Below are 26077 nucleotides of genomic sequence, written 5' to 3'. Positions count from 1 at the left end.
CTCCCCACGACTTATGACATCGCTGCAGCGGGAAAATCCCTACTGCAGCAGTCCCTTGACGATGCCGCTCGCCTTGGAGAAATCCATCTGGCCGGCATATTTCTCCTTGAGCACGGCCATCACCTTGCCCATGTCCTTGACGCCGCTGGCGCCGGTCTCGGCGATGGCGGCGCGGATTGCCGTTTCGGTCTCGGCCTGGCCCAGTTGCGTCGGCAGGAAGTCCCGGATAACGGCCATCTCGTCGCGCTCCTGCGCGGCAAGCTCCGGCCGCTTGCCGTCGTCGAACGCCTTGGCCGACTCCTCGCGCTGCTTCACCATCTTGGCCAGTATCTGCAGGATCTCGTCATCGCTTGCCGGCTCCTTGCCGGCGCCGCGATTGGCGATGTCGCGATCGTGAATGGCCGCCTGGATCAGCCGCAAGGTCGGCAGCCGCCGCTTGTCCTGCGCCTTCATCGCGCTCTTCAGGGATTCGGCGATTTTGCCGCGCATGATGCTTTCTCCTTCGAATGTGGCGCGGACAATAGCCTTGCCAAAAGCCCAAGGCAAATTCGGCACTGACCGGCAAATGCCTGATATCGTTCAATGAAATAAATCGATGCCGTTCGGCATGGCCGCATTGACCGCTCTGGCGCCTTATCCTATGTACTGGGCCTTGCATGAACTGAATTTTTGTTGCGCTCGCTGGCTGCGAAATCGCCGCTGCGCGCGGTTTGCTGCGCCGATCGAAGGGCGCAGCCCTTTAGGAGTGCCGCCATGGCAACGATGACTGCCCCCTGGGCCACTGAGAAGCCGACCGCCTTGCTGGTGCTGGCCGACGGCACCGTCATCGAGGGTCGCGGTCTTGGCGCCACCGGCTCCGCCGTTGCTGAGGTTTGCTTCAACACCGCGCTGACAGGCTATCAGGAAATCCTCACCGATCCGTCCTATGCCGGCCAGATCGTCACCTTCACCTTTCCGCATATCGGCAATATCGGCACCAATGACGAGGACATCGAGGATCTCAACCCGGTTGCCCGCGCCGGCGCCGTCGGCGCCGTGTTCAAGGCCGACGTGACCAATCCGTCCAGCTATCGTGCCGCAGCCGGTCTCGACCAATGGCTGAAGAAACGCGGCATCGTAGCGCTTTCGGGCATCGACACTCGCGCACTGACCGCGCTGATCCGTGAAAAGGGCATGCCGAACGCCGTCATCGCTCACGCGCCGGACGGCATCTTCGACGTCGATGATCTGAAGCGCCAGGCCTCCGCCTGGTCCGGCCTGATCGGGCTCGATCTGGCCAAGGACGTCACGTCCGGCCAATCCTCGGTCTGGCGCGAGACGCCCTGGGTCTGGGACGAGGGCTTTGGCGAACAGACCGATCCGTCCATGCATGTCGTCGCCATCGACTACGGCGTCAAGCGCAACATATTGCGCCTGCTTGCCGGTCTTGGCGCCAAGGTCACCGTGGTGCCGGCCAACACCGGCGCCGAGGAGATCCTGGCCATGCGGCCCGACGGCATCTTTCTCTCCAATGGTCCCGGTGATCCCGAAGCCACCGGCGACTACGCCGTTCCTGTTATCCGCGACCTGCTCAAGACCGACATCCCGGTCTTCGGCATCTGCCTCGGCCACCAGATGCTGGCGCTGGCGCTGGGCGGCAAGACCGCCAAAATGCATCAGGGCCATCACGGCGCCAACCATCCGGTCAAGGACCACACCACCGGCAAGGTCGAGATCGTCTCGATGAACCACGGCTTTGCCGTCGATGCCGACTCGTTGCCAAGCGGCGTCGAAGAGACCCATGTCTCGCTGTTCGACGGCTCGAACTGCGGCATCACCCTGACAGGCAGGCCGGTGTTCTCGGTCCAGCATCATCCCGAAGCCTCGCCCGGCCCACAGGATTCGCACTATCTGTTCCGCCGCTTCGTCAACCTCATCCGTGAAAAGCGCGGCGAGGAATTGCTGGCGGAGCGGGCTTAGCGGCAAACCAGCCAAGCAGTGGAAGGACCGAGGCGCGCGTCGCGCCGTTCAAGCCGTGTCAGTCACCGCTTCCTGCGCATGCATGCGCTCGGCTTCCTGCGGCGTCGGTTTGGCCGCTTTCGTGATGAAGACGATGAGCGCCAGCGTCAGGAAAATCGCGCCGAGCAGATAGGGCGCGCCACCGAAGGTCACGGGCGCGTTCGGCCCCGTGAACCAGGAAAAGATCGCCGTATAAAGCAGCGGCGTGATGATCGAGGTGATCGAGAAGATTGAAGTCATCGCGCCCTGGAGTTCGCCTTGCGCCGAAGGCGGCACTTTGGCGGCGGCGAGGCTCCTGAGCGGCGGATCGGCCAACGCTTCGAGGCAGCCGACGACGATCACCGCATAGATCATCCAGCCTTGCCAGGCGAAGGCGTAGCCGAAGGCGCTGAGGGCGGTAAACGCCAGACCGATTACCGCCGTCCTCCACTCGCCAAGCTTGGGGATCACGCGCGGCAGCACCGTCGCCATGACGATCGCCCCGCACAGGCCGAAGGCGCCAAGCGAGAAGCCTATCTGCTGTTCGCTCCAGCCATAGCGGTAATTGGACACAAACGACCAGACCGCCGGATACATCATGTGCCCAAGCGTCATCAGGAAGAAGACAAGGCCGATCCAGCCGATGCCTTCGTAACTGCGCATCTGGATGAGCGTGCCAACCGGATTCGCGCGTTTCCACTCGAAGCGGCGACGGTGCCTGTCATCAAGCGTTTCCGGCAAGAAAAACAGCGCGATCAGGAAGTTAACGAAAGCAAGCCCGGCAGCGAAATAGAACGGCACGCGCGGCCCGAACGTGCCGAGCACCCCACCCAGAGCCGGCCCGATGACGAAGCCGACGCCGAAGGCGATGCCGAGCAGGCCGAAATTCTTCGCCCGGTTCTCATCGGTCGAGATGTCGGCGATGAAGGCGGATGTCGTCGAATAGCTGGCACCGCTGATGCCGGCCAGCACCCGGCCGATGAACAGCATCGGGTAGGACCAGGCAATGGCGCAGATCAGATTGTCGATGGAGAAGGTGAGCACGGAGGCGAGCAGGATCGGCCGTCGTCCGAACCGATCGCTCAACCCGCCCATCACCGGTGCGAAAACGAACTGCATCGCCGCATAGGCGAACAACAGCCAGCCACCTTCGATCGCGGCTTCGCTAGCGTCGACGCCAGTCAACCCTGAGATAGGCCGGCAGCACCGGCATGATCATGCCGAAGCCGATAATGTCGAGCAGCAGCGTGGTGAAAACGAGCGCAAGACCCCGCTTGGCGGTTTTGGGATCGATCATGATGATATCTCCTCGGGCCGCCCGGGGCGAAGGCGAAGGCACCTTATAGGTGAGTGCATCGCCTGGAACAATAAGGGAACGCCGACGATGTTTCCATCCTGACATTCCCTGACGGCAATGCCGCCGTCAGATCAGCGAGAAAACCAAGCGCTTCAGATCGGGGTGTTGAACGTATCGCAATCCGAAAGCTTGCCGCTCCTGTAGCCGCGCGCCAGCCAGGTCTGCCGCTGCTGCGACGTGCCATGGTTGAAGCTTTCCGGAATGACATAGCCCTGCATCTTCTTCTGCATCGTGTCATCGCCGATCTGCTGGGCCGCGTTCAGCGCCTCTTCCATGTCACCCTGTTCCAGGATGCCTTTTTGCCCGGTGAAATGCGCCCAGACGCCGGCGAAGCAATCGGCCTGAAGCTCGACCTGCACCGACATATGGTTGGCTTCGGCCTCGCCCATCTGTTGGCGCATCTGGTTGAACTTGGGCAGGATGCCGGTGAGGTTCTGCACGTGGTGGCCGACTTCGTGCGCGATCACATAGGCTTGGGCGAAATCGCCCGAAGCGCCGAACTGTCGGTCGAGTTGCTGGAAGAAGGTGGTGTCGAGGTAGACCTTGCGGTCGCCGGGACAGTAGAACGGACCGGCTGCCGAAGAGGCGAAGCCGCAGGCCGATCGGATCTGTCCGCTGAACAGAACCAGCTTCGGGTCCTCGTAGGTTAGGCCGTTGGCTTGGAAAATGCCGCTCCAGGTATCCTCGGTCTCGGCCAGGACCGTCGAGACGAACTGCTTCATTTCGTCGGAGGCCGGCGCACCTGTGCCCTGCGCACCGCTGTTGTCGGTGATCTGGCCGCCGCCGCCCGGCAGCAGGCCGCCGTCGCCGCCAGCCAATATCTGCATGGGGTCGATGCCGCAGGCCTTCAGCGCGAAGAACACCACGACCAGGATGACGATGGTAGAAATGCCGCCGCCGCCGGCGCGTCCGCCGATTGGGATGCGAAACTGGCCGGGCCTGCCGCCAGGCAGGTTGAACCCGCCACCGCTCTGACCACGTTGGTCCTGGACATTGTCACTTTGACGACGACCCTTCCAGAGCATGGCGAATCCCCCGTAATATATTTCCGGTCTATCGAACCGTGTCTCGGCTCACCGGACCCGACAACAAATATCCCAACGGCTGCATCAAGTCACAGCATTTTTCGCATGAAGGGCGCTTCGCAGCGCTGCAGCCGTCACGGCACGCTGCGCAAAGGCTGACGGGCCGCAACATGAGGGTTGTCGGCGTCAATCGAGCGAATGGTGCGGCGCGGCTCCGGCGTCGTGCGCATGCAGAGAATCGATCCCGGCGCGTCGCTATGCTCCCGCTGGTGCGGGCGCCACGCTGCTCGCGGACACTTTGTTGGCGCCTTTCCGGGTCATGGGTGTTACGCTCAGATCTTCTGCTTGGCACCGGCGCTCTTTCCGTCCGAGCTCTTCGAGCGCTCATCGAAGCGGGCCGCACCTTTCCTCAGTTGATGCCCGGTTTCCGCTTCCGTCTTGCGCTCGTCCTTCGCCGCAGCTTGCTTCAATCCCTTGGCAGCTTGCTTGCCCTTCGGTGTCGGTGCCTGTTCAACGCCCATCGTATCCTCCTCGGCCTCGCGCCAATCGCGTGGCACGATCTCAAACGCAGCGGCAACGCGGCGGTTCCGGCAGGGCTGTCGACAATGGCGGTAAACTCAGCGTGTCGCCGTCATTGCCTTGCGAAACGCTTCAAGCGTCTCGGCGCTGACATGGTGCTCGATGCCCTCGGCATCGATACGCGCCGTTTCGGCGCTGACGCCGAGCGAGCGCAGGAAGGCTTCCACCGTCTGGTGGCGAATGCGGCTCTCTTCCGCGACCTTGCGGCCGGCATCCGTCAGGAACACGCCCCGGTAGGGTTTCCGGGAAACGAGCCCATCCGCACACAACCGCGTCAGCATTTTGGCCACGGTCGGTTGGGCGACGCCGAGCCGCGCCGCGATATCGACCTGGCGCGCCTCGTTGCCGTCCTCGATCAGGTCGGCGATGAGTTCGACGTAATCCTCGACCAGCGCGCTGCGACGCGCTTCGCGCGTCTGCCTGAACCCCTCCGAGTGAATCTCGGCGTCAGGCAGCTTTTCGCGTGGAACCGGTCTGTTCTTCAGCGCCAATATGCGCTCCTCCTCGATCGTCGGCGGATGCACCGGCGTTTGCACATTCATAGCACGGGGCTTCCATTCTTCTGGCCGTTTATTTGCATTCGACGGCGGACGCAACCAGCGATCCCGCTCCCCTCGCCCCGCCGGCAAGGGGTCCTCAAAAGCACACACAATGAATTATAGCATATTGCATAATTTTCAACCCTGACCTAGATAGAACGGCAACGTAGCCGATCCAGCGGAAAATCCCCCAATGTCAGAAACCGAAGCCGGAGCAGCATCCCGAACGATGTGGCGATTTGCCCGGCCGGAAGACGACGAGCAGCCGAGCCTGCGCGAGGTCAACGCCTCGATCGCCGTGCCGCAGTCCGGGGTCTGGTTTCGTCGGCTGTTCGCCTTCATGGGCCCTGGCTACATGGTTTCGGTCGGCTACATGGACCCTGGCAATTGGGCGACCGACCTCGCCGGCGGCGCCCAGTTCGGCTACACGCTGCTCTTCATCATCATGCTGTCGAACCTGATGGCGATCCTGCTGCAGGCGCTCGCCGCCAGACTCGGCATCGCCACCGGTCGCGACCTCGCCCAGGCCTGTCGTGCCTATTATCCGCGGCCGGTCAATTTCATGCTGTGGATCGCCTGCGAGCTGGCCATCATCGCCTGCGATCTGGCCGAGGTCATCGGCACTGCGATTGCGCTACAGCTGCTGTTCGGAATTCCGCTGATCGGCGGCGCCGTCTTGACCGCCCTCGACGCTTTCCTCGTTCTGCTGCTGATGAACAGGGGCTTCCGTTACCTCGAGGCCTTCATCGTTGCGCTTTTGATCATCATCTTCGGCTGTTTCGCCATCCAGATCTTCGCCGCCGCTCCGCCGGTCGGCTCGATCCTGCATTCCATGTTCGTGCCGTCGTCGGAGATCGTCACCAACCCGGCGATGCTCTACATCGCCATCGGCATCATCGGCGCCACCGTGATGCCGCATAATCTCTATCTCCATTCCTCGATCGTGCAGACCCGCGCGTATGAGCGCACCGATGAAGGCAAGCGCGACGCCATCAAATGGGCGACCACAGACTCGACCATCGCCTTGATATTGGCGCTGTTCGTCAACGCCTCCATCCTGATCGTCTCGGCGGTGGCCTTCCACGGCACCGGCCATCACGACGTCGCCGAGATCGGTCAGGCCTTCGAGCTTCTCTCGCCGCTGCTTGGTCTCGGCATCGCTTCAATCCTGTTTGCGGTGGCGCTGCTTGCCTCCGGCCTGAATTCCACGGTGACGGCGACGCTCGCCGGCCAGATCGTGATGGAAGGCTTTCTTCGCCTGCGCATCCCGCAGTGGGCGCGCCGCCTGTTGACGCGCGGCATCGCCATCATCCCGGTGGTGGTCGTCACCGCGCTCTATGGCGAGAAGGGAACCGGCCAGCTCCTCGTCTTTAGCCAGGTGATCCTGTCGATGCAGCTCCCCTTCGCGGTGGTGCCGCTGGTGCAGTTCGTCTCCGACAAGCGCAAGATGGGCAATCTCGCCATTTCGCGCGCCGTGGCGGCGCTGGCTTGGGCGGTCGCCGCTCTCATCCTGGTGCTCAACTTCAAGCTGCTCTACGACACCGTCGCCGGCATTGGCTGAAAGCTTCTTTCAGCCAGGACGGACGCGACAAATCGTCAATCCGCGCTATCTTGCCAGGCCATGACGCGGATTGCCGAAGCCCGAAAATTCTACGCGCGACTGATGGCCGCCAATGCAGGTTCGGCCGATCCGCGTCTCGAAGACGTGTTCGCCGCGGTGGCGCGCGAAGCCTTTCTCGGGCCTGGGCCGTGGACGGTCGTTGCCGGCGACGGCAAGGTCGAAACGCCGAGCGCCGATCCCGTACACATCTATCAGAACGTGCTGGTAGCGCTTGACGCTGATAAGGGCATCAACAATGGCGAGCCGTTTCTGCACGCCGTGTGGATCGGCAAGGTGGCGCCAAAACCCGGCGAGACCGTCACCCATGTCGGCGCAGGCACCGGCTATTACACAGCTCTGCTGGCACAGCTGGTTTCGCCGGGCGGCGTAGTCACTGCCTTCGAACTGGAACCCAGTCTCGCCGACCGCGCGAGAAAGAATCTCAAAGCTTATGACAAGGTCACCGTTATCCATGGCGATGCGGTCATCGGCGGCCTGCCACTGTCCGACATCATCTATGTCAATGCCGGCGTCGCGGCTCCCCCGGCCGAGTGGTTGAAGGCGCTGAAACCCGGCGGCCGCATGGTCTTTCCGTGGCGTCCGGCCGAGCGCGTTGGCCTCGCGGTGATGGTGACCCACACCGAACAGGGTTTTGCCTGCGATCCGTTCATGCGGTCATGGTTCATCCCTTGCATCGGCGCCTCGCTCGCAAGCTCCGCGACGAAAATCCCCAATCGCGAAAAGGCGGCGCGCAGCCGCTCGATCTGGCTGACGGCCGACAAGGCACCGGACAATACCGCCACTGCCGTCATCGGCGACGTCTGGTTCTCGTCGCGGAGCATCGGGCCTTCGTGAAACCGGAATGCCGGAAATTTTTCCGGCCGCTGTCGGACAGGCGTCCTTTCGCGCGTCCTTTGGCCGAACTCCGGCCTAAACGGCACGGATAATGAAAAAGGGAGAATCCAATGAGGAAGATCATCACTGCGACATTCGTCAGCCTCGACGGCGTCATGCAGGCGCCTGGCGGGCCGGAAGAAGACCCGGTCGGCGGCTTCGAATTCGGTGGCTGGACGTTCCATTACTGGGACGACGTCGGGGGCGCCTTTATTGGTGAGACCTTCGCAAAACCCTTCGCGCTGCTCCTCGGCCGCAAGACCTACGACATCTTCGCCGCGCATTGGCCGTACCAGAAGAGCGGTCCGATCGCCGACAGCTTCAACGCCGCCACCAAATATGTGGCAACGCACCGGCCCGATACGCTGTCGTGGCAAAACAGCCGGTGGCTGGGCGACGACGTCGTGGCCGCACTGCGCAAGCTCAAGCAGGAGGACGGCCCCGACCTGCTCATCCAGGGATCGAGCGAACTCATCCAGACCTTGCTCGCCAATGACTTGATCGACCAGATCAGCCTGCTGACCTTCCCGCTGGTGCTGGGCAAGGGCAAGCGGTTGTTCGGCAGCGGCGCAATTCCGGCGGCCTTCAAGCTGAGCCGCTCACAGGTATCGACCACCGGCGTCATCATGGCGACCTATGAACGTGGCGGTGAGATCAAGACCGGGTCCTTCGCCCAGGAACAGCCGTCCGAAGCCGAGATCGAGAGACGCCGAACCTGGAAATAGACGACCGCGCACTTCCTCAACAACAAGGGGATGGCCGACACCGGCCGTCCCTTTGCCATTTTGCCGATCACGCCGCCTGTTGCCGCCGCGCCAGCCCGTCGCGGATACACGCGGCAAATTCCCGCGCCGCCGGCCCGACACCATGCTTCGGCAGATGCAAATTGATCGAGAAATTCGGCAAGGCCGGCAGCTCCGGATCGGCGGATAGAATGTCGAGATCGCCAGGCACGGTGGAGGCCAGCCAGGTCGTGACGGCCAGGTCCGAACGCACCGTCGCCGTCGTCGCGTCGAGGTTGCCGTTCTCGAACACGGTCCGCCATTCCAGCCGATGCTCGTTGAGCGCCGCCAGCACCGCCGGGCGGAAGGCGCAGGTGTCCGCCACCATCGAAACCGGCAAAGGCCGCTTGCGGCGCGCTATGCCGCCTCTGGCGCCGACCCAGACCAGCCGGTCGATGACGAGACATTCGCCGGTGGACGGACCGATCGGTTCTTCGATTACGGCAAGGTCTATCGTGCCAGCCGCCAGGGCGGCCGCAAGCTCCGGCGACGAAGCGCAGACCAGCGAAATCTCGACCTGCGGATAGGTTTCGGCATAGGTCTTCAGCACCGGCGCAAGCATGGTGCCGACCAGATCAAACGGCACGCCGAGCCGCACCTCGCCGGCAACTGCGCTGGTCGCCATCTCGGCCCAGATCTCGTCATTGAGCGAAAGCAGGCGCTTGCCCTTGCCGAACAGCCGTTCGCCGGAACGGGTCAGCCGCAGCCCGCGCCGGTCGCGCTCGAACAGGCTGCAGCCGAGGACCTCCTCCAGCCGCTTGATCTGCTGGCTGACGGCGCCCTGCGTCAGATGCAGCGCGTTCGCCGCCGCCGTCATGCTGGCCTTGTCGGCGACGGTGACGAAGGTCCGGACCAAGGCCGTGTCGAGATTGCGGATCATGATTGGCATTATATTCTCTAATGACAACCATTGCAAACATTGCATTTAATGATGCATGACAATGCTTAGCATGCCGGATTCCCAACAGAGGAAACAGCATGTTTGAGGCCATCTTTCCGCTCGTCCTGTTTGCGCTGGTCTCGACCTCCACGCCCGGCATGGCCACGACCTTGTCGACAGCGTCGGGGGCGCAGTTCGGCTTTCGCCGCTCGGTTCCGCTGATGGCCGGCAGTGCAGCCGGCCTGGCCACGGTGGCCGCGGCAGGTGCGGCCGGGCTCGCCGGCCTGCTGGCGGCGGCTCCGTCCCTGCAACTGGCGATGAAGATAGCCGGATCGCTCTATCTGATCTGGCTCGCCTTCAAGATCGGCCGCAGCGGCCCACCCAATCTGGACGTGACCATGGCAAAGCCGAACAGCTTTTTCGGTGGCGCCGGTCTGCAGTGGATGAACCCCAAGGGCTGGGCGATGGGATTGGGGGCGGCGGCGTCGTTTGCCGCACTCGCCGACGGACCGCTGCAGCTTGCCTTTCTGCTCGGCGCAATCTTCGGCCTGGCAGCCGCGCTGTCGCTGTCGGCCTGGTGTGTGGCCGGCACGCTGCTCGCCCGGTTGCTTAGAACCGAGCGACAGTGGCGAGTGCTCAACATCGTGCTCGGCCTGCTGCTCGCCGCCTCGATCATTCCGATGTGGCGGCCAGCCTAGAGCAATTCCAGGAAAAGTGCGTAGCGGTTTTCCGTTCGGAATTGCGTAAAAAAAAAACACTTAGAGCGGGTCAGCGATTCTATCAAAAGCTGAACCGCTCTAAACGCTTGAATTCCTCGTCCCACCAACGTGGGGCGAGGAACTCAAATTCTGCGAGGGCGCCAATCCCACCTCGACCCTCACGCCGCGTAGCGTGCCGCTGGTTTGTCGGCATGCAAGCTGCCGTAGAAGGCTTGCCGAGCGCCAAGGAAGATGTCCAGCTTGGCCGCATCGGCAAGCGCTGGTGCAGTGACGGCTTCTCCCCTGGCAAGGCCGACAAGTGCTGCATCCACCAGATCGTCGGCGGTCATGATGATCTCCTTCGGGAGGCTGTCGATATCGCTGCCTGCAAGTTCCCAGAATTCGGTTCGCGTGGCCCCTGGCAGCACCACCTGAGCCTTCACCCCCGTGCCGGCGATTTCGCGCTGCAAGGCCTCGGTGAAGTTGACGACATAGGCCTTGGTGCCGCTGTAGATGCCGCCGAACGAGGTGTCGAACGCCAGCACCGAAGCGATGTTGACGATAGCGCCACGGTTGCGCGACAGCAGTCCCGGCAGCGCCGCGCGCGTCAAGCGTGTCAAGGCGATGACATTGACCTTGATCATCCGCTCCGCCACATCGGCGTCGGCCGTTGCCACGACCTGCGCGCCCCCAAGGCCGGCATTGTTGACCAGCAGCGTTACGCTGTCGTCGGCCGATATCACCTGCTCGACACGACGCAAATCGCCGTCGTCGGCGAGATCGGCGCTGATCACGCCAACCTTGCGGCCGTATTCGGCGCGCAGCTTGCCGGCCAGTTCCTCGAGCCGATCGGCACGCCGGGCCACCAGCACCAGATCATAGCCCTGCGCCGCCAGCCGGTCTGCATAAACCGCGCCGATGCCCGACGAGGCGCCGGTGACAACCGCCGTGCCCTTGTTGCTCTGTACACTCATTGTCCTGTTCCTTTTTCGGTTTGATCTGCTTCGCTTCGAACCGGCTGGAGGCACGGTGGGCGACGGCCCTCGCCTTGCCGGTAAGCCGTGCGATTCACTTAGTGGCATATGCCACTGTTTGCGAAGTAGGTATATGCCACTATCTTGTCAATGATTGACGCGGGGATTATTTGTAAGGCAGCGAACCGGCATCATGTCGCCGTCGCCGAGGACCTATCATGTCGAAAGACCCCCTTCCGGGCCTGACCCTTTGCAACAACGCCGTGCTGCGCCGCGCGACGCGCAAGCTTGGTCAGTTCTATGACGATGTGGTCGCCCCGTCGGGTCTGAAGGCCACCCAGCAGGGCCTGCTCTACCAGATCCATATCGGCGACGAGCCGGCCATGGGCGCCATCGCCGCGGCCCTGGTCATGGACCTGTCGGCGCTCGGCCATACTTTGAAGCCGCTGATCCGCGACGGTTATGTCGAGACCTTCACTGATCCGGACGACCGCCGTATCAAGCGCGTGCGGCTGACGCCGCAGGGCCTGATCAAGCTCGATGAGGCGATGAAGCTGTGGCGCGTCGCCCAGCAGCGTTTTGAGGACATGGTCGGCAAGGAGCAGGCGGCAAAGCTGCGAGCGGCGCTGGACGACATCGCCGCGCTGGATTTCGGTATACCGCCGGCAGCGCCCTGAGGTCTCGGACGGTCGGCGGTAGCCAAAACTTTATTCATTCGGCCGGCATGGCTACCGCCCGGGCGGCCCGGTGGCCGGCCAGCATGACGCCAAGCCCGAGGATCGGGAACACTGCCGCGACCAGGCCGAGATCGGCCGGCGCGCCATAGCGCAACACCGCACCGCCGACGACGGCGCCCAGCGCCACGCCGAGATAGAGCGCCGATCCGTTGAGCGACAGCACGATGGGCGCCGCATCGGGTGCCAGCCTGATGATGCGGCTCGCCTGCGCCGGCGGGAAGGCCCAGCCGACGATACCCCATGGCACCATCATGGCCATCAGCGCCGGCCCGGCGATGCTGTGCGGCAGGAATGCCGGGATGACCGAAAGCATGACCAGCATCACCGCGCTCAGCGCCAGCGACCAGCTGACGGTGCGCGTCGCGCCGAAGCGGTCGGCCGCCTGCCCGCCGGCAATGTTGCCGATGACGGCGCCGACACCGAAGGCAAGCAGCATGCCAGGCAGCGCAATCGGGCTCAGGCCGCCGCCTTCGATGGCCAGCGGCGCGACAAAGGCAAAGACCGTAAAGGCGCCGGTGAGCGCCAAAAGCGTGGTCAGCAGGATCGATGGCACGCCGGGGCGAAGGGCTGCGGCCAGCCGCTGCCTGAGCGGCAGCTTGGTGCCGACGATGCCGCGCGGCAGCCGGTACCACAGGATAGCGCCGGCCAACGCGCCGAGCCCGGCGATGGCAAAGAACGTGCCGCGCCAGCCGGCAACCGTGGCAACAAGCGCGCCGAGCGGCGCGCCGACCGCCACTGCGACCGTGGTGCCGCCGACGACAACGGCAATGGCGCGGGCGCGGTGATGATCATCGACAAGCGCCACGGCCGTCCCTTGCGCCGTCGCGGCAAACAGGCCGGACGACAGCGCCATGACGATGCGGGCGATCAGCAGCAATTCGAACGACGAACTCAGCGCCGCCGCCAGATTGCCCAGCACGAAAAACACCAGCGTCCACAAGATGACGCGCCGCCGGTCCCATTCGCCGGTGAGCGTCGCCAGGATCGGCGTGCCGAGCGCATAGGCGAGCGCGAAGGCGGTAATCAGCGTGCCGGCGAGTGGAACCGAGATGGCGGCGTCGGCTGCGATGTCGGGCAACAGGCTTGAAATGACGAAGCCCTCGGTCGCGATCGTGAACGACCCGAGCGCAAGCCAGATAAGGCGCTTGTCCATGGCAACAGATCCTTAGTTCAAAACTTATTGAACAATTGTACATTATGGGGCATGGTGTCAATGAAGCCTCGCGAAAATAGCTGACCCCTGCTGACAACCCGGTGTCAGGATAGGGCATGAACGTAGGAACCGTGTGTACTCGCCAAAGGAGGAGATGCGTTGAAATCAGCCCCGATTGCGCTTAATTCCTGGGCATGACCCTGCCTCATCCCACCGCCGATCAGATCAGCCTGCCGAACGTGCTTGCCGTGCTTGGCGATCCCACACGGCTGGCCATCGTGCGCTATCTCGCCAGCAAGGAAGGCGTGCCGCTGAACTGCAGCCAGTTCCTCGATCTCGGCTCGAAGACCAATCTCAGCTATCACCTGGCCAAATTGCGCGAGGCCGGCGTCACTCGCGCCGAGGTGGTCGGCACCAGCCGGCTGATCACACTGCGCCGCGACGACCTCGACGCCCGCTTTCCGGGCCTGCTCGACAGCGTCATTGCCGCTGCCGTCGACGATACCGCGCTGCCCGCGGTCGGCGGCCACGAGGTTGAAGTATCGGCCTAGCCTTGCAGGACTTGGGTTCCTCTCCCCCGCTATGCGGGGGAGAGGTGGCCGCGAAGCGGTCGGAGAGGGGGCCTCCGAAGTGGCATACCGGGGGAAAGGTTGGTCTAGAGCATTCAGAAGTCGGCGCAGTCCCCCTCTCCGTCTCGGCTTCGCCGAGCCACCTCTCCCCCAACTTTTGTGGGGGCGAGGAAACCAAGTCCTGCAAAGTCCCGCTCTACCCGACCAATCAACCCACGGAGCTCCCAATGCGCATTGCCGTCCTCGCCGACATCCATGGCAACGTCCTCGCCCTGGATGCCGTGCTCGCCGATCTCAAGCAGCGTGGCGGGGCAGACCTTGTCGTCAATCTCGGCGATTGCGTCTCCGGCCCGCTCTGGCCGCGCGAAACCATGGAGCGGCTTGAAACGCTCGCTTTGCCGACGGTGCGCGGCAATCACGACCGCCGCGTCGCCGTCGACCCGGCCGACGACCAGATGTGGCCGTCCGACCGCTACGCGCAGGGGCGGCTGACGGCGGCGCAGCGCGAGGCGCTGTTCGCCTTGCCCCTCACGCTGGAGATCGCGCCGGGAATAACCGCCTTCCATGCCCGGCCTGACCACGACGAAAAATATCTGACCGACACGATAGCCGATGGCCAGCTGGTGCGCGCACCGCTGGCCGCTATCAAGCGACGGCTGGCCGCCCTCGATCCCGCCTGCCGCATCGTGCTGTGCGGCCATAGCCACCGCAGCGAACTGATCCGTATCCCCGACGGCCCGGTCGTCTTCAATCCGGGCAGCATCGGCTGCCCCGCCTACGACGATTCGACCCCGCCGGCGCATGTCTCCGAGCAAGGCTCTCCGCATGCTCGCTACGGCATCGTCGAGCTGGGCGAGCCGGGCCGTCCTGACCGCTTCGAGGCCATCGCCGTCGACTATGACCATGAGGCAGCAGCGCGACAGGCCGAACAGGCGGGACGGCCGGAATGGGCCCACGCGCTACGCACCGGATTTATATCAGGCTGAACGCGGAACGCGTTCATGCCGCCCGGCTGAACTTGCCTCATACCGGGTTGAACGAGGAACGAGTTCATACCCCGGGCTGAACGCGTTCCGCGTTCATGCCAGGCTGAGCAAGGCACGAGCTCAATGCCTCATGCCCGGCTGAACCGCCTTCATGCCGAGGTCGCATTTTCGGGCTTACATAGCGCCATGTCGTCCCTTATAAAATCGACTTGGCATGCGGTGGCGTTTCGGTGCCTGGCCGCGCCCTCGGTAACGCATCTATCGCCCACGGCCAAAATGATGAGGCGCACAGTTACGCTCCGACCGACGCTGTACGCGCTGATTGCCGCTCCTCTCCTGCTGACGGCGCTGGTGCCGGCCAAGGCCGAGGAGGCGCCTTTCGTTTCCATCGTGACCGACCTCGCTCCAGGCGACCTCCTGAACGTCCGCGCCACGGCATCGGCGATGGGCAAGATCAAGGCGCGGCTGCCGAACGGTACGAGCGTGAACAATCTCGGTTGCAACGACGTCAATGGCTATCGCTGGTGCAAGGTCGCAGAGATTGACAATCCGCAACTGACCGGATGGGCTCCCGCGCGCTACCTGAACCCCGAGAATCCGGTTGCCGTTCCGGATGACGGTACCGAAACGGCCGGCGAAAGCACGGCCCCTGGAGCCGATGCCTCGAACCCGGCAACGGCAGATCAGCCGCTTCCCGACCTGACGGCACGCCTCGGCGCGACCGAATCCGAAACCGCAGTGACAGCGGCTGAGGCCATCGGCAAGGCCGCCATCGAGGACGCCCTGGCGCTCGCGGCGGGCGGAAACCCGTCAAGCGGGGAGATGCAGGCGCCGGCAGCGGAGCCCGTCCAGAGCCGCGCCGCCAATGCGGCGCCTCCGGCCGACGCGCAAACCGTTGCGCGGCTGCAGCCTCCAGGGCCGCCAGCCTCTGGCGCCACCAGCAAGATCCCCTGCGCGCGCTATGTCGGCCAGCCGATGACCAGTTGCCAAGTGAGCACCGTGCGCCTGGCCGACGGCAAGGCCACCGTGACCGTGACCTGGCCCGACGGCGGCACGCGCGTCATCAGCTTCGCCGCCGGCCTGCCGGCCAGTTCCGATGCATCAGGCGAATTCCGCTTCACCCGCGAAGGCACCCTGAACATGATCCGCGTCGGGGTTTCGGAGCGCTTCGAGATTCCTGATGCTTTGGCGACCGGAGGGTAGGCAGATTCGGGACGCCGGAGGGACAGCGCCCCCCCTCTGTCCTGCCGGACATCTCCCCACGTGGGGGAGATTGGCTGTTTCACCGACAGCGCCCTTTTCGAGGTTGGCGATTGGCGAAGTCAAAAGATGAAGGCCGATCTCCCCCCGTGTGGAGGAGATGTCCGGCAGGACAGAGGGGGGCGCGACGGAACGAGGCGCCTGTTTGCTCAGGCAGCCTCGCAAGAACCCGCATTTTAGGGGGTTACATCAGGCAAAACTCTTCCCTATAAGGCCCTCCTAGCCTGATACCAGAATCGCGAGCACAACCGGCCGGGTCTTCCCGTCCGGTTTTTCGTGCAAGCCGCCTGCCGAACGGACACTCGATATGCCAAGACGTACCGACATCAAGTCGATCCTGATCATCGGGGCCGGCCCCATCGTCATCGGTCAGGCCTGCGAGTTCGACTATTCCGGCACCCAGGCCTGCAAGGCCCTGAAGGAAGAGGGTTTCCGCGTCATCCTGGTCAATTCCAACCCGGCCACCATCATGACCGACCCGGAGCTGGCCGACGCCACCTATATCGAGCCGATTACGCCCGAAGTGGTGGCCAAGATCATCGCCAAGGAGCGGCCCGACGCGCTGCTGCCGACCATGGGCGGCCAGACTGCACTCAACACCGCTCTATCGCTGCGCCGCATGGGCGTGCTCGAACGCTACAATGTCGAGATGATCGGCGCCGACGCGAACGCAATAGACAAGGCCGAGGACCGCGCGCTGTTTCGCGAGGCGATGAAGAAGATCGGCCTGGAAACGCCGAAGTCGATGCTGGCCAACGCTACCGACGTCAAGAACGCCGACCGCAAGACGCATGAGGCCGAGCGCGCCGCGCTGAAGGCCGAGAAGCCCGAAAACCTCGACGCCGCGCTCGACGCACTGGAAACGCGCTGGAACCTCGGCGAAGGCGACCGCAAGCAGCGCTATATCAGCCACGGCATGGCGATCGCCGCACAGGCGCTCGACCATGTCGGCCTTCCCGCCATCATCCGCCCGTCCTTCACAATGGGCGGCACCGGCGGCGGCATCGCCTACAACAGGGCCGAATTCTACGAGATCGTCCAGTCCGGCCTCGACGCCTCGCCGACCACCGAAGTGCTGATCGAGGAGAGCGTGCTCGGCTGGAAGGAGTATGAGATGGAGGTTGTCCGCGACAAGGCCGACAATTGCATCATCGTCTGCTCGATCGAGAACATCGACCCGATGGGCGTGCATACCGGCGATTCGATCACCGTCGCCCCTGCCCTGACGCTGACCGACAAAGAGTATCAGATGATGCGCAACGCCTCGATCGCGGTGCTGCGCGAGATCGGCGTCGAGACCGGCGGCTCCAACGTGCAGTTCGCCGTCAACCCCGCCGATGGCCGCCTGGTGGTCATCGAGATGAACCCGCGCGTCTCGCGCTCGTCGGCTCTCGCCTCCAAGGCGACCGGTTTTCCCATCGCCAAGATCGCCGCAAAACTCGCCGTCGGCTACACGCTGGACGAGCTGGAGAACGACATCACCGGCGGCGCGACGCCCGCCTCGTTCGAGCCGTCGATCGACTACGTCGTCACCAAAATCCCGCGCTTTGCGTTTGAGAAATTCCCCGGCGCCGAGCCGGTACTGACCACGGCGATGAAGTCGGTCGGCGAGGTCATGGCCATCGGCCGCACTTTTCAGGAATCGCTGCAGAAGGCATTGCGTGGACTGGAAACCGGCCTGACCGGTCTGGACGAGATCGAGATCCCCGGCCTCGCGCACGGCGCGGCCAGTCACGCCGACGACCGCAACGCCATCCGCGCCGCACTAGGCACGCCGACGCCGGACCGGCTGCGCATGGTGGCGCAGGCGATCCGCATGGGCACCTCGCTCGAAGACGTGCACGCCATGTGCAAAATCGACCCGTGGTTCCTCGACCAGATATCAGGCATCTTGGCCATGGAGGCTCGCATCCGCGAACATGGCATTCCAGAGGACGCCGTCAATCTGCGCATGCTGAAGGCGATGGGGTTCTCAGATGCCCGCCTCGCGTCCCTGGTCAGGAAAGACGTCGAAGAGATTCAAAAGATTCGCGAAAAGCTCGACGTTCATCCAGTTTATAAGCGCATCGACACCTGTGCCGCCGAGTTCGCCTCGCCCACCGCCTACATGTACTCGACCTATGAGGTGCCCTTCGCCGGCGCGCTCGCCAACGAGGCGCAGGTCTCGTCGCGGAAAAAAATCGTCATTCTCGGCGGCGGCCCGAACCGCATCGGCCAGGGCATCGAGTTCGACTATTGCTGCTGCCACGCCGCCTTCGCTCTACGCGATGCCGGCTTCGAGGCGATCATGGTCAACTGCAACCCGGAGACCGTGTCGACCGACTACGACACCTCGGACCGGCTCTATTTCGAGCCGCTGACGCCGGAGGACGTGCTGGAGATCCTGCGTGCCGAACAGGCATCGGGCGAGCTGGTCGGCGTCATCGTCCAGTTCGGCGGCCAGACGCCGCTGAAGCTCGCCGACGCCTTGGAGAAGGCCGGCATCCCGATCCTCGGCACCTCGCCCGACATGATCGATCTGGCCGAGGACCGCGACCGCTTCCAGAAGCTCCTGCACAAGCTCGGCCTCAGCCAGCCGAAGAACGGCATCGCCTATTCGGTCGAGCAGGCCCGCCTCGTCGCCGGCGAGCTCGGCTTCCCGCTGGTGGTGCGCCCGTCCTATGTGCTGGGCGGCCGCGCCATGCAGATCATCCACGACGAAAGCATGCTGCAGACCTATCTGCTCGACACCGTGCCCGGCCTGGTGCCGGAGGACATCAAGCAGAAATACCCCAACGACAAAACAGGCCAGATCAACACGCTGCTGGGCAAGAACCCGCTGCTGTTCGACACCTATCTCTCGGGCGCCATCGAGGTCGATGTCGACTGCCTCTGCGACGGCAAATCGACCTTCGTCTCCGGCATATTGGAACATATCGAGGAGGCCGGCATCCATTCGGGCGACTCGGCCTGCTCGCTGCCGGTGCATTCGCTGCCTTCGGAGCTGGTCGATGAGCTGGAGCGCCAGACAGCGGCGCTTGCCCGCGCGCTCAATGTCGGCGGCCTGATGAACGTGCAATATGCGATCAAGGACGGCACCGTCTATGTGCTGGAGGTCAACCCGCGCGCGTCGCGCACCGTGCCCTTCGTCGCCAAGACCATCGGCCGGCCCATTGCCAAGATCGCCGCCCGCATCATGGCCGGCGAGAGCCTCGAAGACGCCTTCGCCCATTACGGCGCCATGCCCGACCCGCGCAACCCCGGCCACATCGCGGTCAAGGAAGCCGTGTTCCCCTTCGCCCGCTTCCCCGGCGTCGACATCTTGCTCGGGCCCGAAATGCGCTCGACCGGCGAGGTCATGGGCCTCGACCGCGACTTCGCGCTCGCCTTCGCCAAGAGCCAGCTCGGGGCGGGTGTTGATCTCCCCCGCTCCGGCACGCTGTTCGTCTCGGTGCGCGATGAGGACAAGAAGGGCATCCTGCCGGCGGTCAAGCGCCTCGCCGGCCAGGGTTTCAAGGTGCTGGCCACCTCAGGCACTGCGCGCTTCCTCGCCGAGAACGGCGTCGCCGCCGAGAAAATAAACAAGGTGCTGGAAGGCCGCCCGCACATCGAAGACGCCATCCGCAACCGCCAGGTCCAGATCGTCTTCAACACTACGGACGGCCAGAAGGCAGTTTCGGATTCGAAGTCGCTGCGCAGGGCAACGCTGATGCAGAAAGTGCCGTACTATACGACGCTGTCGGGCGCGGCGGCTGTGGCCGAGGCGATCGCGGCGCTGCGGGCGGGGAGTTTGGAAGTACGGCCGCTGCAGGAGTATTTTGCGTGAGGCGGATCAGACTAAATTCACCACGATCCCCGTGGCCGCGAAAGTAAATATTTTATAAATTTTAACTTTCCACGCGTCTTTGTTATGTTCCGCTGAAATGCCCTTGGGTGATTCGCCACGCTATGTCAAAAACTCAACGGATTCGAGATCCATTACACGATCTCATTGAGTTTGGCATAGGTGAATTCGATCAATTTCTTTGGAATTTGATCGACACTAAAGAATTTCAGCGTCTCCGGCGCGTAAAACAGCTTGGATTTTCCGAGCTTGTTTACCCAGGCGCAACTCACACCCGCTTCGCACACAGTATTGGAGTATTTCACACGGCGCGTCAGCTTGTGACATTAATTTCCAATAGGATTGGCGGGAAATTTGAACAGGAGAAGGCTGAAATCGCGTTAGCCGCCTCATTAGTGCACGACTTAGGACATGGTCCTTTCAGTCACGCATTCGAAGAAGCAATAAAGCTTCTTAACAAGGACAATGCAAAGCGTAACGGAGAGAAAGGGCCTCCAAAGCTTAAGAAGCACGAGCAATGGACCTCTGATATTATCCTTGGAGATACCGAGGTCGGCAATGCTCTCAGATCGCGCAGTGCTGACTTTCAAGAAGCTGTGTCGAAGCTCCTAATTGCAGATACTCCAAGCGACATCTACGCCGCAGTGGTTTCAAGTCAATTTGATGCGGACAGGCTGGACTATGTCCGTCGTGACCGGCTGATGACGGGCGCCAAGCATGGCGGCTTTGATTATTCGTGGATATTGGCCAATTTTGAGGTTGGATCGATCCCGCTTGCCATTGACGATGAGACGTATTCGACCGTCGATAGCCTGGTTTTGGGCCATAAGGCGTTCCAAGCTGCAGAATCTTACGTTCTTGGTTTGTTCCATCTCTATTTTGCTGTATATTTCCACAAAGCCACTCGCTCAGCCGAGAAAATTTTGTCGGCTGTCCTACGTAGGGTTGGGACATTGTGCGCTGAAGGAAACGCCGGGTTGACCGCTTTGAGTGAAGGAAATCCGATACTGACTTTTGTCCAGAATCGCGACCTTGATTCATATCTGAAGGCCGACGATTTCGTTGTTTGGGGCAGCCTTTCCGTGATGGCAGAATCTAAGGATGCGATTCTGAGCGAACTCTCCCAGAGATTGCTCTCCAGAAAATTATACAAGGCCCTCGACATTTCTGACCACTTTGAAGGTCGCGGCGACGCCAATGCAGTTGCTCACTTTCGCGCTGAATTGACTAAGGCGAAAGAGAATGGCGATTTCGACGAGGTTGAAATTTTCGAAGATCAACCATCGCGAAATCCCTACAAACGGCGAGGTTATGGCTCTCCCGACGCGCTTTCTAAAATCCACATCATGCGCGCAGACGGGTCGAGACCTGACGACCTTAGCGACCGCTCAGATGTTGTGAGGGCACTCCAAGAGAAATCGATCTATCGCGTGTACGTGCGCGATGAAAAAGCAAAGGCGAAGATAGAAGAACTTATTCGGAGGATGGGAAAATGAGTGACATCGCTTCTTATGTCGCAAAAATTGTTTCGTTGAACGGCGGCTCAATCGTTGGAAAAACAAGGCTACAAAAGTCGGCCTACTTTCTTGAGGAGCTTGGCGTAGGGAATGAATTCATTTTTGAGTACCATTACTATGGACCATACAGTGACGAAGTTTCCATAGGAATGGATGATGCAAAGGCCCTCGGGTATTTAAACCTAGAGTGGAAATCAACGAAAGACGGAGCCAAATACGCTGTATTTACGTCAAATTTAAAACCCGAAGAAGAGAAAAAAGACGATAGAAGAAAGTCTATATTAGAGACCCTTTCGAAATATGATTCGATATCCATAGAATTGGCTGCAACTGCAGATTTCCTGTCCAAAAATGGTTTTGAAAACGATCCATGGAAGGAGACAATCAAAAGAAAGGAAGATAAATCGACACAAGAGAGGGTGCAGAAAGCAAAAAAACTGCTTAGTGAATTGGAAAAGGTTTGATTCATCGAACGATCGGAGACCGCCCACACGTCACCGCCACGCATTCGGTATCGAACTCCATCGGCCACGACGCCACCGGCACGAGGCTGCGTGCCGGCGGGTTCGTCGAAAAGTACTTGGCATAACCCGATTGATGGCGTTGTAGAAGCCGGAATTGACGGCGTACATGCGCACCATCACCACATTGTCGAGCGAGGTTCCCGCCACTTCCAGACAATGTTTCTCAGCGCCTTCAACGACCTCTCGGTCTGCGTTTCGATGTCGCCGCGCACCATCGCCTCAGTTCAGAAACCCAATAAACCGCCCGGCTAACAACACGGACGTCCACAACACCATCGAGACCACCGCGAGGATGGCGACGGTCCCGCCGCCCGGTTCGCCACCACCTTTTGCGCGCCGCATGAAGACGAGGAAGTTGGCTCCGGCGAGAAGGATGAGTGTCATCTTGGTGAGGAAAATCGGCATCGCCGCATACTCCCTCGCTCTAACTGAAAAGAGCAGCGCCCCGGTGACAAGCGCCCCAGTGAACGCGCTCAACGCCACACGGCGCAGCAGCGCGATGAACGCCGCCTGCGGCAGCGAGCGGAAGGCGCCGAGGATCCTGAGGTCCATGAGCCAGACGCTGGTCAGCAGCGCGCCGATCGACATGATGTGCAGCGCGTTGACTATGGGGTAGGCGATGAAGGAAGCCTTCAGTCCCCGCACGAAGGCGAGTTGCTCGATGCCGGCGAGAAGCCCGTCCATTCAGGCCGGCGGCACACGGTCGGGATAGACATCATAGGTCTTGCCGCCGACGATGATCCGGACTGCTTTCATGCGCTTTTCTTTTTCATCGAGCGAGCGGTTGCCGATCGCGGTCACCTCGTCGCCGACCTTGGCGACCTCCTCCGTGAAGCCGGCGGCGATGGTGCGCGACGGCGGCGCCATCTCCACCCGCCAGAGTTCTCCCTCCGCGTCGACATCGAGCGTGGCGTGCGGATTGCCGATATAGATGGCCGTGATCTTGCCCCGGAGTTCGAAAAACCCGTCCTCGGTCCACGACCAGCCGTGATGGGCATAGGCTGCGGTGGCTGCGGCAAGGATCGCTGCCGCTGCCAGCGCGACGCTCCGAATCCCGTTGAACTGCATCGCTCGTCTCCTCGGCCATCCCGCCATTCGAGAGTAGGTCACGGCGCGGCAACGTCAAATCACATCGGTGCGACGGGCAGTCGGCGAAGCTGCCAATCTCCCCCCCTTGCGGGGGAGATGCCCGGCAGGGCAGAGGGGGGGTGCTGTCCCGCCGACCTCTCAACCAGTTATAGCCACGCCCTCAAGCTGTTTTCGGTTGGAACGGCTGAAGTCGAAAGTTGGCGATCCTTCACACCCCCCTCTGTCCTGCCGGACATCTCCCCCGCAAGGGGGGAGATTGGATGTCGCTACGGCTTTCGCTAATCGCCAGCGTAGGAAGGCAGCGCGTTGAGGCGCAGCGCAAACCGAAGCGATAGCCACGCGGAATGAACGGTCCGGTCTTGCTTATGACATCCATGCACGCCATGTTCCCTACCCACCGCCCTTCTTGTCCGCCGCATTAAGGTCGCAGACTCAACCCCTGAACGAGGCAAACCATGAGCAGTATGAGAGACCGTCAGGAAGGCTTCGAAAAGAAGTTTGCGATGGACGAGGAAACGAAGTTCAAGGCCATGGCGCGCCGCAACAAGCTGCTCGGCCTGTGGGCCGCAGAAAAGCTCGGCAAATCAGGCGAGGACGCCGACGCCTATGCGAAAGAGGTGGTGCGCGCGGACTTCGAAGAGGCAGGCGACGACGATGTATTTCGCAAGGTACGCGCCGATTTCGACGCGGCCGGCGTCGCCCAGTCCGATCATCAGATTCGCGGCGCCATGGCCGAACTGTTGGTGACCGCGGTCGAGCAGATCAAAACCAGCTGAACACCGCTCAGTCTGAACCGCCCTGCTGGCTCCAGCTAGCTATGGGCCGCCACCAGATCCTTTACGTGTTTTTCGTGCGTCCGCAGCGTCGGTAGCGTCTTCTTGGCGAATTCCTTCAGCGCCGGGTCTTCGCCCGACTGCGCATAGGTGGAAAACAGCGCCAGCGCCTGCTTGTGCGCCTCGGTCTGCAGGGTGATGTATTTCGCCTGGAATTCATCGCCATCGAGCTTCTTGAGCTCGTCCAGCATCGCCTGGTCTTTCGGCAACAAAGCAGGGCCGCTCGGTGTCACCGAGGCCGTCGTCTGGCTCTGTTCCAGAGCTGCCTTGAGATCCTCACCAGCCTTGGTGTGATCCCTCACCATCAGCGCGGCAAAATCCTTCACGTCGGCGGCGACATTTTTTTGCTCGGCCAGCTTGCTGCTTTCTATCTCGAACCGGTTGGCGCTGGCGGCCGTTTTGGAGAAGGTCTCGGTGTCGACCTTGGTCTCGTCGACGGCAGGTATGTCGGCCGGGGCAGTGGACTGGGCGAAGGCCGCCGGCGCGCCGGCAAGCAAAGCAAGCGTGGCAATAGCGAGATGCGGTCTCATCGAAAATCTCCGGGTTGTGTCTCCTCGAAGGCTCAACGCGGTAGATGCCATGAGGTTGCGCGGAGGGAGCACCCTCCCTTCCGCTTGTGGGAGAAGGCAGAGCCCGCCTCAGTGGCAGGACGCGCCGGCATACTGCAGCTGCTCGTCCCAGTTCGGCCGGCCTTCCGGCGTGAAATCCATCAGGTTCCACAAGATCTCGCAGGTGCCGACAGCGCGCGGATCCAGGCCGGGTTCGGACGGCGCGAAGCCTAGTTCGGAGCTCCAGAAATGGCGGATGCCTTCGGCGTGGCGATGAAACACCGACAGGACAGGCAACTGCGCGCCGTCGTCGGCCTCGGCATGGTAATCGCGTTTGAAGCTGTTGCCGGCCGAGGAGACCAGCCGCATGTTCTTCCAGCCGCGGTCACGGCCAAGCGTGATCATATTTTCGAGCGCGGTCTTGCCCACCACCGCGAAGTTGAAGCCGGCGGCCTCGAGATGGCCAATGGCGCCGTCGAACTGGTCGAGCAGCGCCGTGCAGGACGGGCAAGGCTGATCGGCCCGTGCGAGCTTCGCCGTGCCGCCGCTCGTCGCCACGTCACGCGTCTCCTCAGGATGGCGCGGAAACATCATCGAGTAGACGATCAGCGTGTCCTTGCCGGGCGAAAACAGCTCCGACAGTTTTATGCGAGCCGGCTTGCCGTCGTCGCCAAGCCCGTCGAACACATAATCCTGTGGAACCAACCCGCCCGGCGGCAGTGCACGACGAGCGACGGCCACATCTTCCATGGCGCGGCGCAGCTCGATCTCCTTCTGCAAAAGGGTTTCGCGGGCGGTGCGGTATTCCTCGGATTCGTTGGGAAAGCTGATCATCGTCATCTCCATCAGTGGGGATTTTGACGACGCGCGCCAAGGTTCCGGCAACGCGCCTTGCCTCTCAAGGACGGATGGCGACGGACGGTTCCGACATTTTGCGCACACGGGCGGCAGAAGCCCCCTCACCCGGATTGCCAACCGAATTGCGAAGGGCAATCCGACCTCCCCGAGGGGAGAGGAGATCGCCAGCGCCGGCGCCAGCTCTTCTCCCCTCGGGGAGAAGGTGGACGCCCACGGGTCTTGCCTCCGGCAAGCCCGAGGACAGGCTCCGCGGCCGGATGAGGGGGACCCCATATGCGATTGCCAATCGGCCGAAGCTACTGCGCCGCCGGCACCGGGCAGCTCGTGTCGCCTTCCTGGCAATTGAGGTAGCCCTCGAAATCCTTCAGCCGGTCGTTGGTGACGGCCTCCCGGCAGCCGGCGACCACCATCGGATACATGCTGCCGGCGCTCTCGCGCGGGCCACCCTGGAAATTGCATTCGGCGTCGCGAAAAGCGATCCAGGCGCGCTGTGCATTAACCAGCAGCTTCTTTGACGCCGCATCGTCCTTCAGCCGGCCCTCGATCTGCTTGTAGGCGTGGTTGAGCTTCTTGTCGGCTTCGGTGAACGACTTGCCGGCGCATTCGTTCATGGTCGCCTGATCCTGCGCGTTGGCGCAATCGTCGGCACGCGCCGCGTTGGCAAGCAGCGAAACGGCGAGGACCAAGGTGGCGAGACCGGTTTTGGCCAGACCCGTTTTGGCCAGACGCGTTTTGGAATGCAAAAGCCGCATCGTGTTTTTCCGATTTCGAAAATCCCGCTGTAACAAAGCCTAGCCGCGCGACGAAAACAGGCAAGATGCAGCCTGTCGCCATGGTGGACAGTTCCTTTCAGGCCGGCGCCGACGGCTGCGAAG

Annotated in this window: 25 protein-coding genes and 2 pseudogenes; 13 read left to right on the top strand and 14 right to left on the bottom strand. The window is 62.4% G+C overall.

What is annotated here, in order from left to right; translation table 11 throughout:
- Nucleotides 1-39 precede the first annotated feature (39 nt).
- Nucleotides 40-489 carry a GatB/YqeY domain-containing protein gene (locus tag AC0L26_RS01635; RefSeq protein WP_473630948.1) on the bottom strand — a complete coding sequence of 150 codons (450 nt, stop codon included), beginning with the start codon at nt 487-489 and terminating at the stop codon, nt 40-42.
- A gap of 264 nt (nt 490-753) precedes the next feature.
- On the opposite strand from AC0L26_RS01635, the gene carA reads away from it, so the two are divergent.
- On the top strand, nt 754-1959 hold the full coding sequence (carA, locus tag AC0L26_RS01630) for a glutamine-hydrolyzing carbamoyl-phosphate synthase small subunit (protein ID WP_473630947.1): 1206 nt from the start codon (nt 754-756) through the stop codon (nt 1957-1959).
- 48 nt (nt 1960-2007) lie between these two features.
- Here carA and AC0L26_RS01625 read toward each other — a convergent pair.
- From AC0L26_RS01625 to mntR, 4 genes and pseudogenes are all read right to left on the bottom strand, one after another.
- A pseudogene (locus tag AC0L26_RS01625) lies at nt 2008-3274 on the bottom strand (TCR/Tet family MFS transporter).
- Between the two features lie 152 nt (nt 3275-3426).
- Nucleotides 3427-4359 carry a KPN_02809 family neutral zinc metallopeptidase gene (gene ypfJ / locus AC0L26_RS01620; protein ID WP_473630946.1) on the bottom strand — a complete coding sequence of 311 codons (933 nt, stop codon included), beginning with the start codon at nt 4357-4359 and terminating at the stop codon, nt 3427-3429.
- A 332-nt stretch (nt 4360-4691) separates the two neighbouring features.
- The gene (locus AC0L26_RS01615) at nt 4692-4880 is read right to left on the bottom strand and encodes a hypothetical protein (protein ID WP_292397183.1); all 189 of its coding nucleotides are present in this window, start codon (nt 4878-4880) and stop codon (nt 4692-4694) included.
- Nucleotides 4881-4976: 96 nt separating this feature from the next.
- Nucleotides 4977-5429, bottom strand: a complete 453-nt coding sequence (mntR, locus tag AC0L26_RS01610; protein ID WP_473631516.1) for a manganese-binding transcriptional regulator MntR — start codon at nt 5427-5429, stop codon at nt 4977-4979.
- A 241-nt stretch (nt 5430-5670) separates the two neighbouring features.
- On the opposite strand from mntR, the gene AC0L26_RS01605 reads away from it, so the two are divergent.
- From AC0L26_RS01605 to AC0L26_RS01595, 3 genes are all read left to right on the top strand, one after another.
- Complete coding sequence (locus AC0L26_RS01605; protein WP_473630945.1) at nt 5671-7038, top strand: Nramp family divalent metal transporter; 1368 nt, start codon at nt 5671-5673, stop codon at nt 7036-7038.
- Nucleotides 7039-7140: 102 nt separating this feature from the next.
- The gene (locus AC0L26_RS01600; protein WP_473630944.1) at nt 7141-7932 is read left to right on the top strand and encodes a protein-L-isoaspartate O-methyltransferase family protein; all 792 of its coding nucleotides are present in this window, start codon (nt 7141-7143) and stop codon (nt 7930-7932) included.
- 110 nt (nt 7933-8042) lie between these two features.
- Nucleotides 8043-8696: a dihydrofolate reductase family protein gene (locus AC0L26_RS01595; protein WP_473630943.1), complete on the top strand. Its 654-nt coding sequence runs from the start codon at nt 8043-8045 to the stop codon at nt 8694-8696.
- A 67-nt stretch (nt 8697-8763) separates the two neighbouring features.
- Here AC0L26_RS01595 and AC0L26_RS01590 read toward each other — a convergent pair whose 3' ends face one another.
- On the bottom strand, nt 8764-9633 hold the full coding sequence (locus AC0L26_RS01590) for a LysR family transcriptional regulator (RefSeq protein WP_473631515.1): 870 nt from the start codon (nt 9631-9633) through the stop codon (nt 8764-8766).
- A 98-nt stretch (nt 9634-9731) separates the two neighbouring features.
- Here AC0L26_RS01590 and AC0L26_RS01585 point away from each other — a divergent pair, with 98 nt between their 5' ends.
- Nucleotides 9732-10331, top strand: coding sequence for a LysE family translocator (locus AC0L26_RS01585; RefSeq protein ID WP_473630942.1), 600 nt, complete (start codon nt 9732-9734; stop codon nt 10329-10331).
- Nucleotides 10332-10510: 179 nt separating this feature from the next.
- Here the strand turns inward: AC0L26_RS01585 and AC0L26_RS01580 are convergent, their stop codons facing one another.
- Nucleotides 10511-11305: an SDR family NAD(P)-dependent oxidoreductase gene (locus AC0L26_RS01580; RefSeq protein ID WP_473630941.1), complete on the bottom strand. Its 795-nt coding sequence runs from the start codon at nt 11303-11305 to the stop codon at nt 10511-10513.
- Nucleotides 11306-11523: 218 nt separating this feature from the next.
- Here AC0L26_RS01580 and AC0L26_RS01575 point away from each other — a divergent pair, with 218 nt between their 5' ends.
- Nucleotides 11524-11982, top strand: coding sequence for a MarR family winged helix-turn-helix transcriptional regulator (locus AC0L26_RS01575; protein WP_473630940.1), 459 nt, complete (start codon nt 11524-11526; stop codon nt 11980-11982).
- Between the two features lie 34 nt (nt 11983-12016).
- Here the strand turns inward: AC0L26_RS01575 and AC0L26_RS01570 are convergent, their stop codons facing one another.
- Complete coding sequence (locus AC0L26_RS01570) at nt 12017-13195, bottom strand: MFS transporter (protein ID WP_473630939.1); 1179 nt, start codon at nt 13193-13195, stop codon at nt 12017-12019.
- Between the two features lie 194 nt (nt 13196-13389).
- On the opposite strand from AC0L26_RS01570, the gene AC0L26_RS01565 reads away from it, so the two are divergent.
- The 6 genes from AC0L26_RS01565 (at nt 13390) to AC0L26_RS01540 (ending at nt 21814) form a co-directional block, all read left to right on the top strand.
- On the top strand, nt 13390-13746 hold the full coding sequence (locus AC0L26_RS01565) for an ArsR/SmtB family transcription factor (RefSeq protein WP_473630938.1): 357 nt from the start codon (nt 13390-13392) through the stop codon (nt 13744-13746).
- Nucleotides 13747-13991: 245 nt separating this feature from the next.
- Nucleotides 13992-14750 (top strand): metallophosphoesterase family protein, encoded by a 759-nt coding sequence (locus AC0L26_RS01560; protein ID WP_473630937.1) that lies wholly within the window; start codon nt 13992-13994, stop codon nt 14748-14750.
- A 279-nt stretch (nt 14751-15029) separates the two neighbouring features.
- The gene (locus AC0L26_RS01555; protein WP_473630936.1) at nt 15030-15953 is read left to right on the top strand and encodes an SH3 domain-containing protein; all 924 of its coding nucleotides are present in this window, start codon (nt 15030-15032) and stop codon (nt 15951-15953) included.
- 364 nt (nt 15954-16317) lie between these two features.
- On the top strand, nt 16318-19815 hold the full coding sequence (gene carB, locus AC0L26_RS01550) for a carbamoyl-phosphate synthase large subunit (RefSeq protein WP_473630935.1): 3498 nt from the start codon (nt 16318-16320) through the stop codon (nt 19813-19815).
- A 122-nt stretch (nt 19816-19937) separates the two neighbouring features.
- Nucleotides 19938-21329 carry an HD domain-containing protein gene (locus AC0L26_RS01545; RefSeq protein ID WP_473630934.1) on the top strand — a complete coding sequence of 464 codons (1392 nt, stop codon included), beginning with the start codon at nt 19938-19940 and terminating at the stop codon, nt 21327-21329.
- A complete protein-coding gene (locus AC0L26_RS01540) occupies nt 21326-21814 on the top strand; it encodes a hypothetical protein (protein ID WP_473630933.1) in 489 nt (162 codons plus the stop codon). The genes AC0L26_RS01545 and AC0L26_RS01540 overlap by 4 nt, the downstream gene beginning before the upstream one ends.
- Nucleotide 21815: 1 nt before the next feature.
- Here AC0L26_RS01540 and AC0L26_RS01535 read toward each other — a convergent pair.
- The 3 genes and pseudogenes from AC0L26_RS01535 to AC0L26_RS01525 all read right to left on the bottom strand — a co-directional run.
- Nucleotides 21816-22098, bottom strand: a pseudogene (locus AC0L26_RS01535) (Rid family hydrolase); the annotation flags it as partial.
- Nucleotides 22094-22558, bottom strand: a complete 465-nt coding sequence (locus AC0L26_RS01530) for a DUF6644 family protein (RefSeq protein ID WP_473630932.1) — start codon at nt 22556-22558, stop codon at nt 22094-22096. The gene AC0L26_RS01530 and the pseudogene AC0L26_RS01535, both read right to left, overlap by 5 nt.
- Nucleotides 22559-22942 carry a DUF6152 family protein gene (locus AC0L26_RS01525; RefSeq protein WP_473630931.1) on the bottom strand — a complete coding sequence of 128 codons (384 nt, stop codon included), beginning with the start codon at nt 22940-22942 and terminating at the stop codon, nt 22559-22561.
- Nucleotides 22943-23418: 476 nt separating this feature from the next.
- Between AC0L26_RS01525 and AC0L26_RS01520 the strand changes: the two genes are divergently transcribed.
- Complete coding sequence (locus tag AC0L26_RS01520) at nt 23419-23739, top strand: DUF1476 domain-containing protein (protein WP_354487090.1); 321 nt, start codon at nt 23419-23421, stop codon at nt 23737-23739.
- A 35-nt stretch (nt 23740-23774) separates the two neighbouring features.
- Here AC0L26_RS01520 and AC0L26_RS01515 read toward each other — a convergent pair whose 3' ends face one another.
- The 3 genes from AC0L26_RS01515 to AC0L26_RS01505 all read right to left on the bottom strand — a co-directional run bounded on the left by AC0L26_RS01515 (nt 23775) and on the right by AC0L26_RS01505 (nt 25954).
- Nucleotides 23775-24326 (bottom strand): DUF4142 domain-containing protein, encoded by a 552-nt coding sequence (locus tag AC0L26_RS01515; RefSeq protein WP_473630930.1) that lies wholly within the window; start codon nt 24324-24326, stop codon nt 23775-23777.
- A 108-nt stretch (nt 24327-24434) separates the two neighbouring features.
- Nucleotides 24435-25178 (bottom strand): DUF899 family protein, encoded by a 744-nt coding sequence (locus AC0L26_RS01510; protein ID WP_473630929.1) that lies wholly within the window; start codon nt 25176-25178, stop codon nt 24435-24437.
- A gap of 320 nt (nt 25179-25498) precedes the next feature.
- Nucleotides 25499-25954: a lysozyme inhibitor LprI family protein gene (locus tag AC0L26_RS01505; RefSeq protein WP_473630928.1), complete on the bottom strand. Its 456-nt coding sequence runs from the start codon at nt 25952-25954 to the stop codon at nt 25499-25501.
- Nucleotides 25955-26077: the final 123 nt, after the last annotated feature.

It is taken from the genome of Mesorhizobium sp. WSM4823, assembly GCF_055811195.1.
Note: the sequence above shows the minus strand (reverse complement) of the source record. Positions and strands in the feature narration are given on the sequence as shown.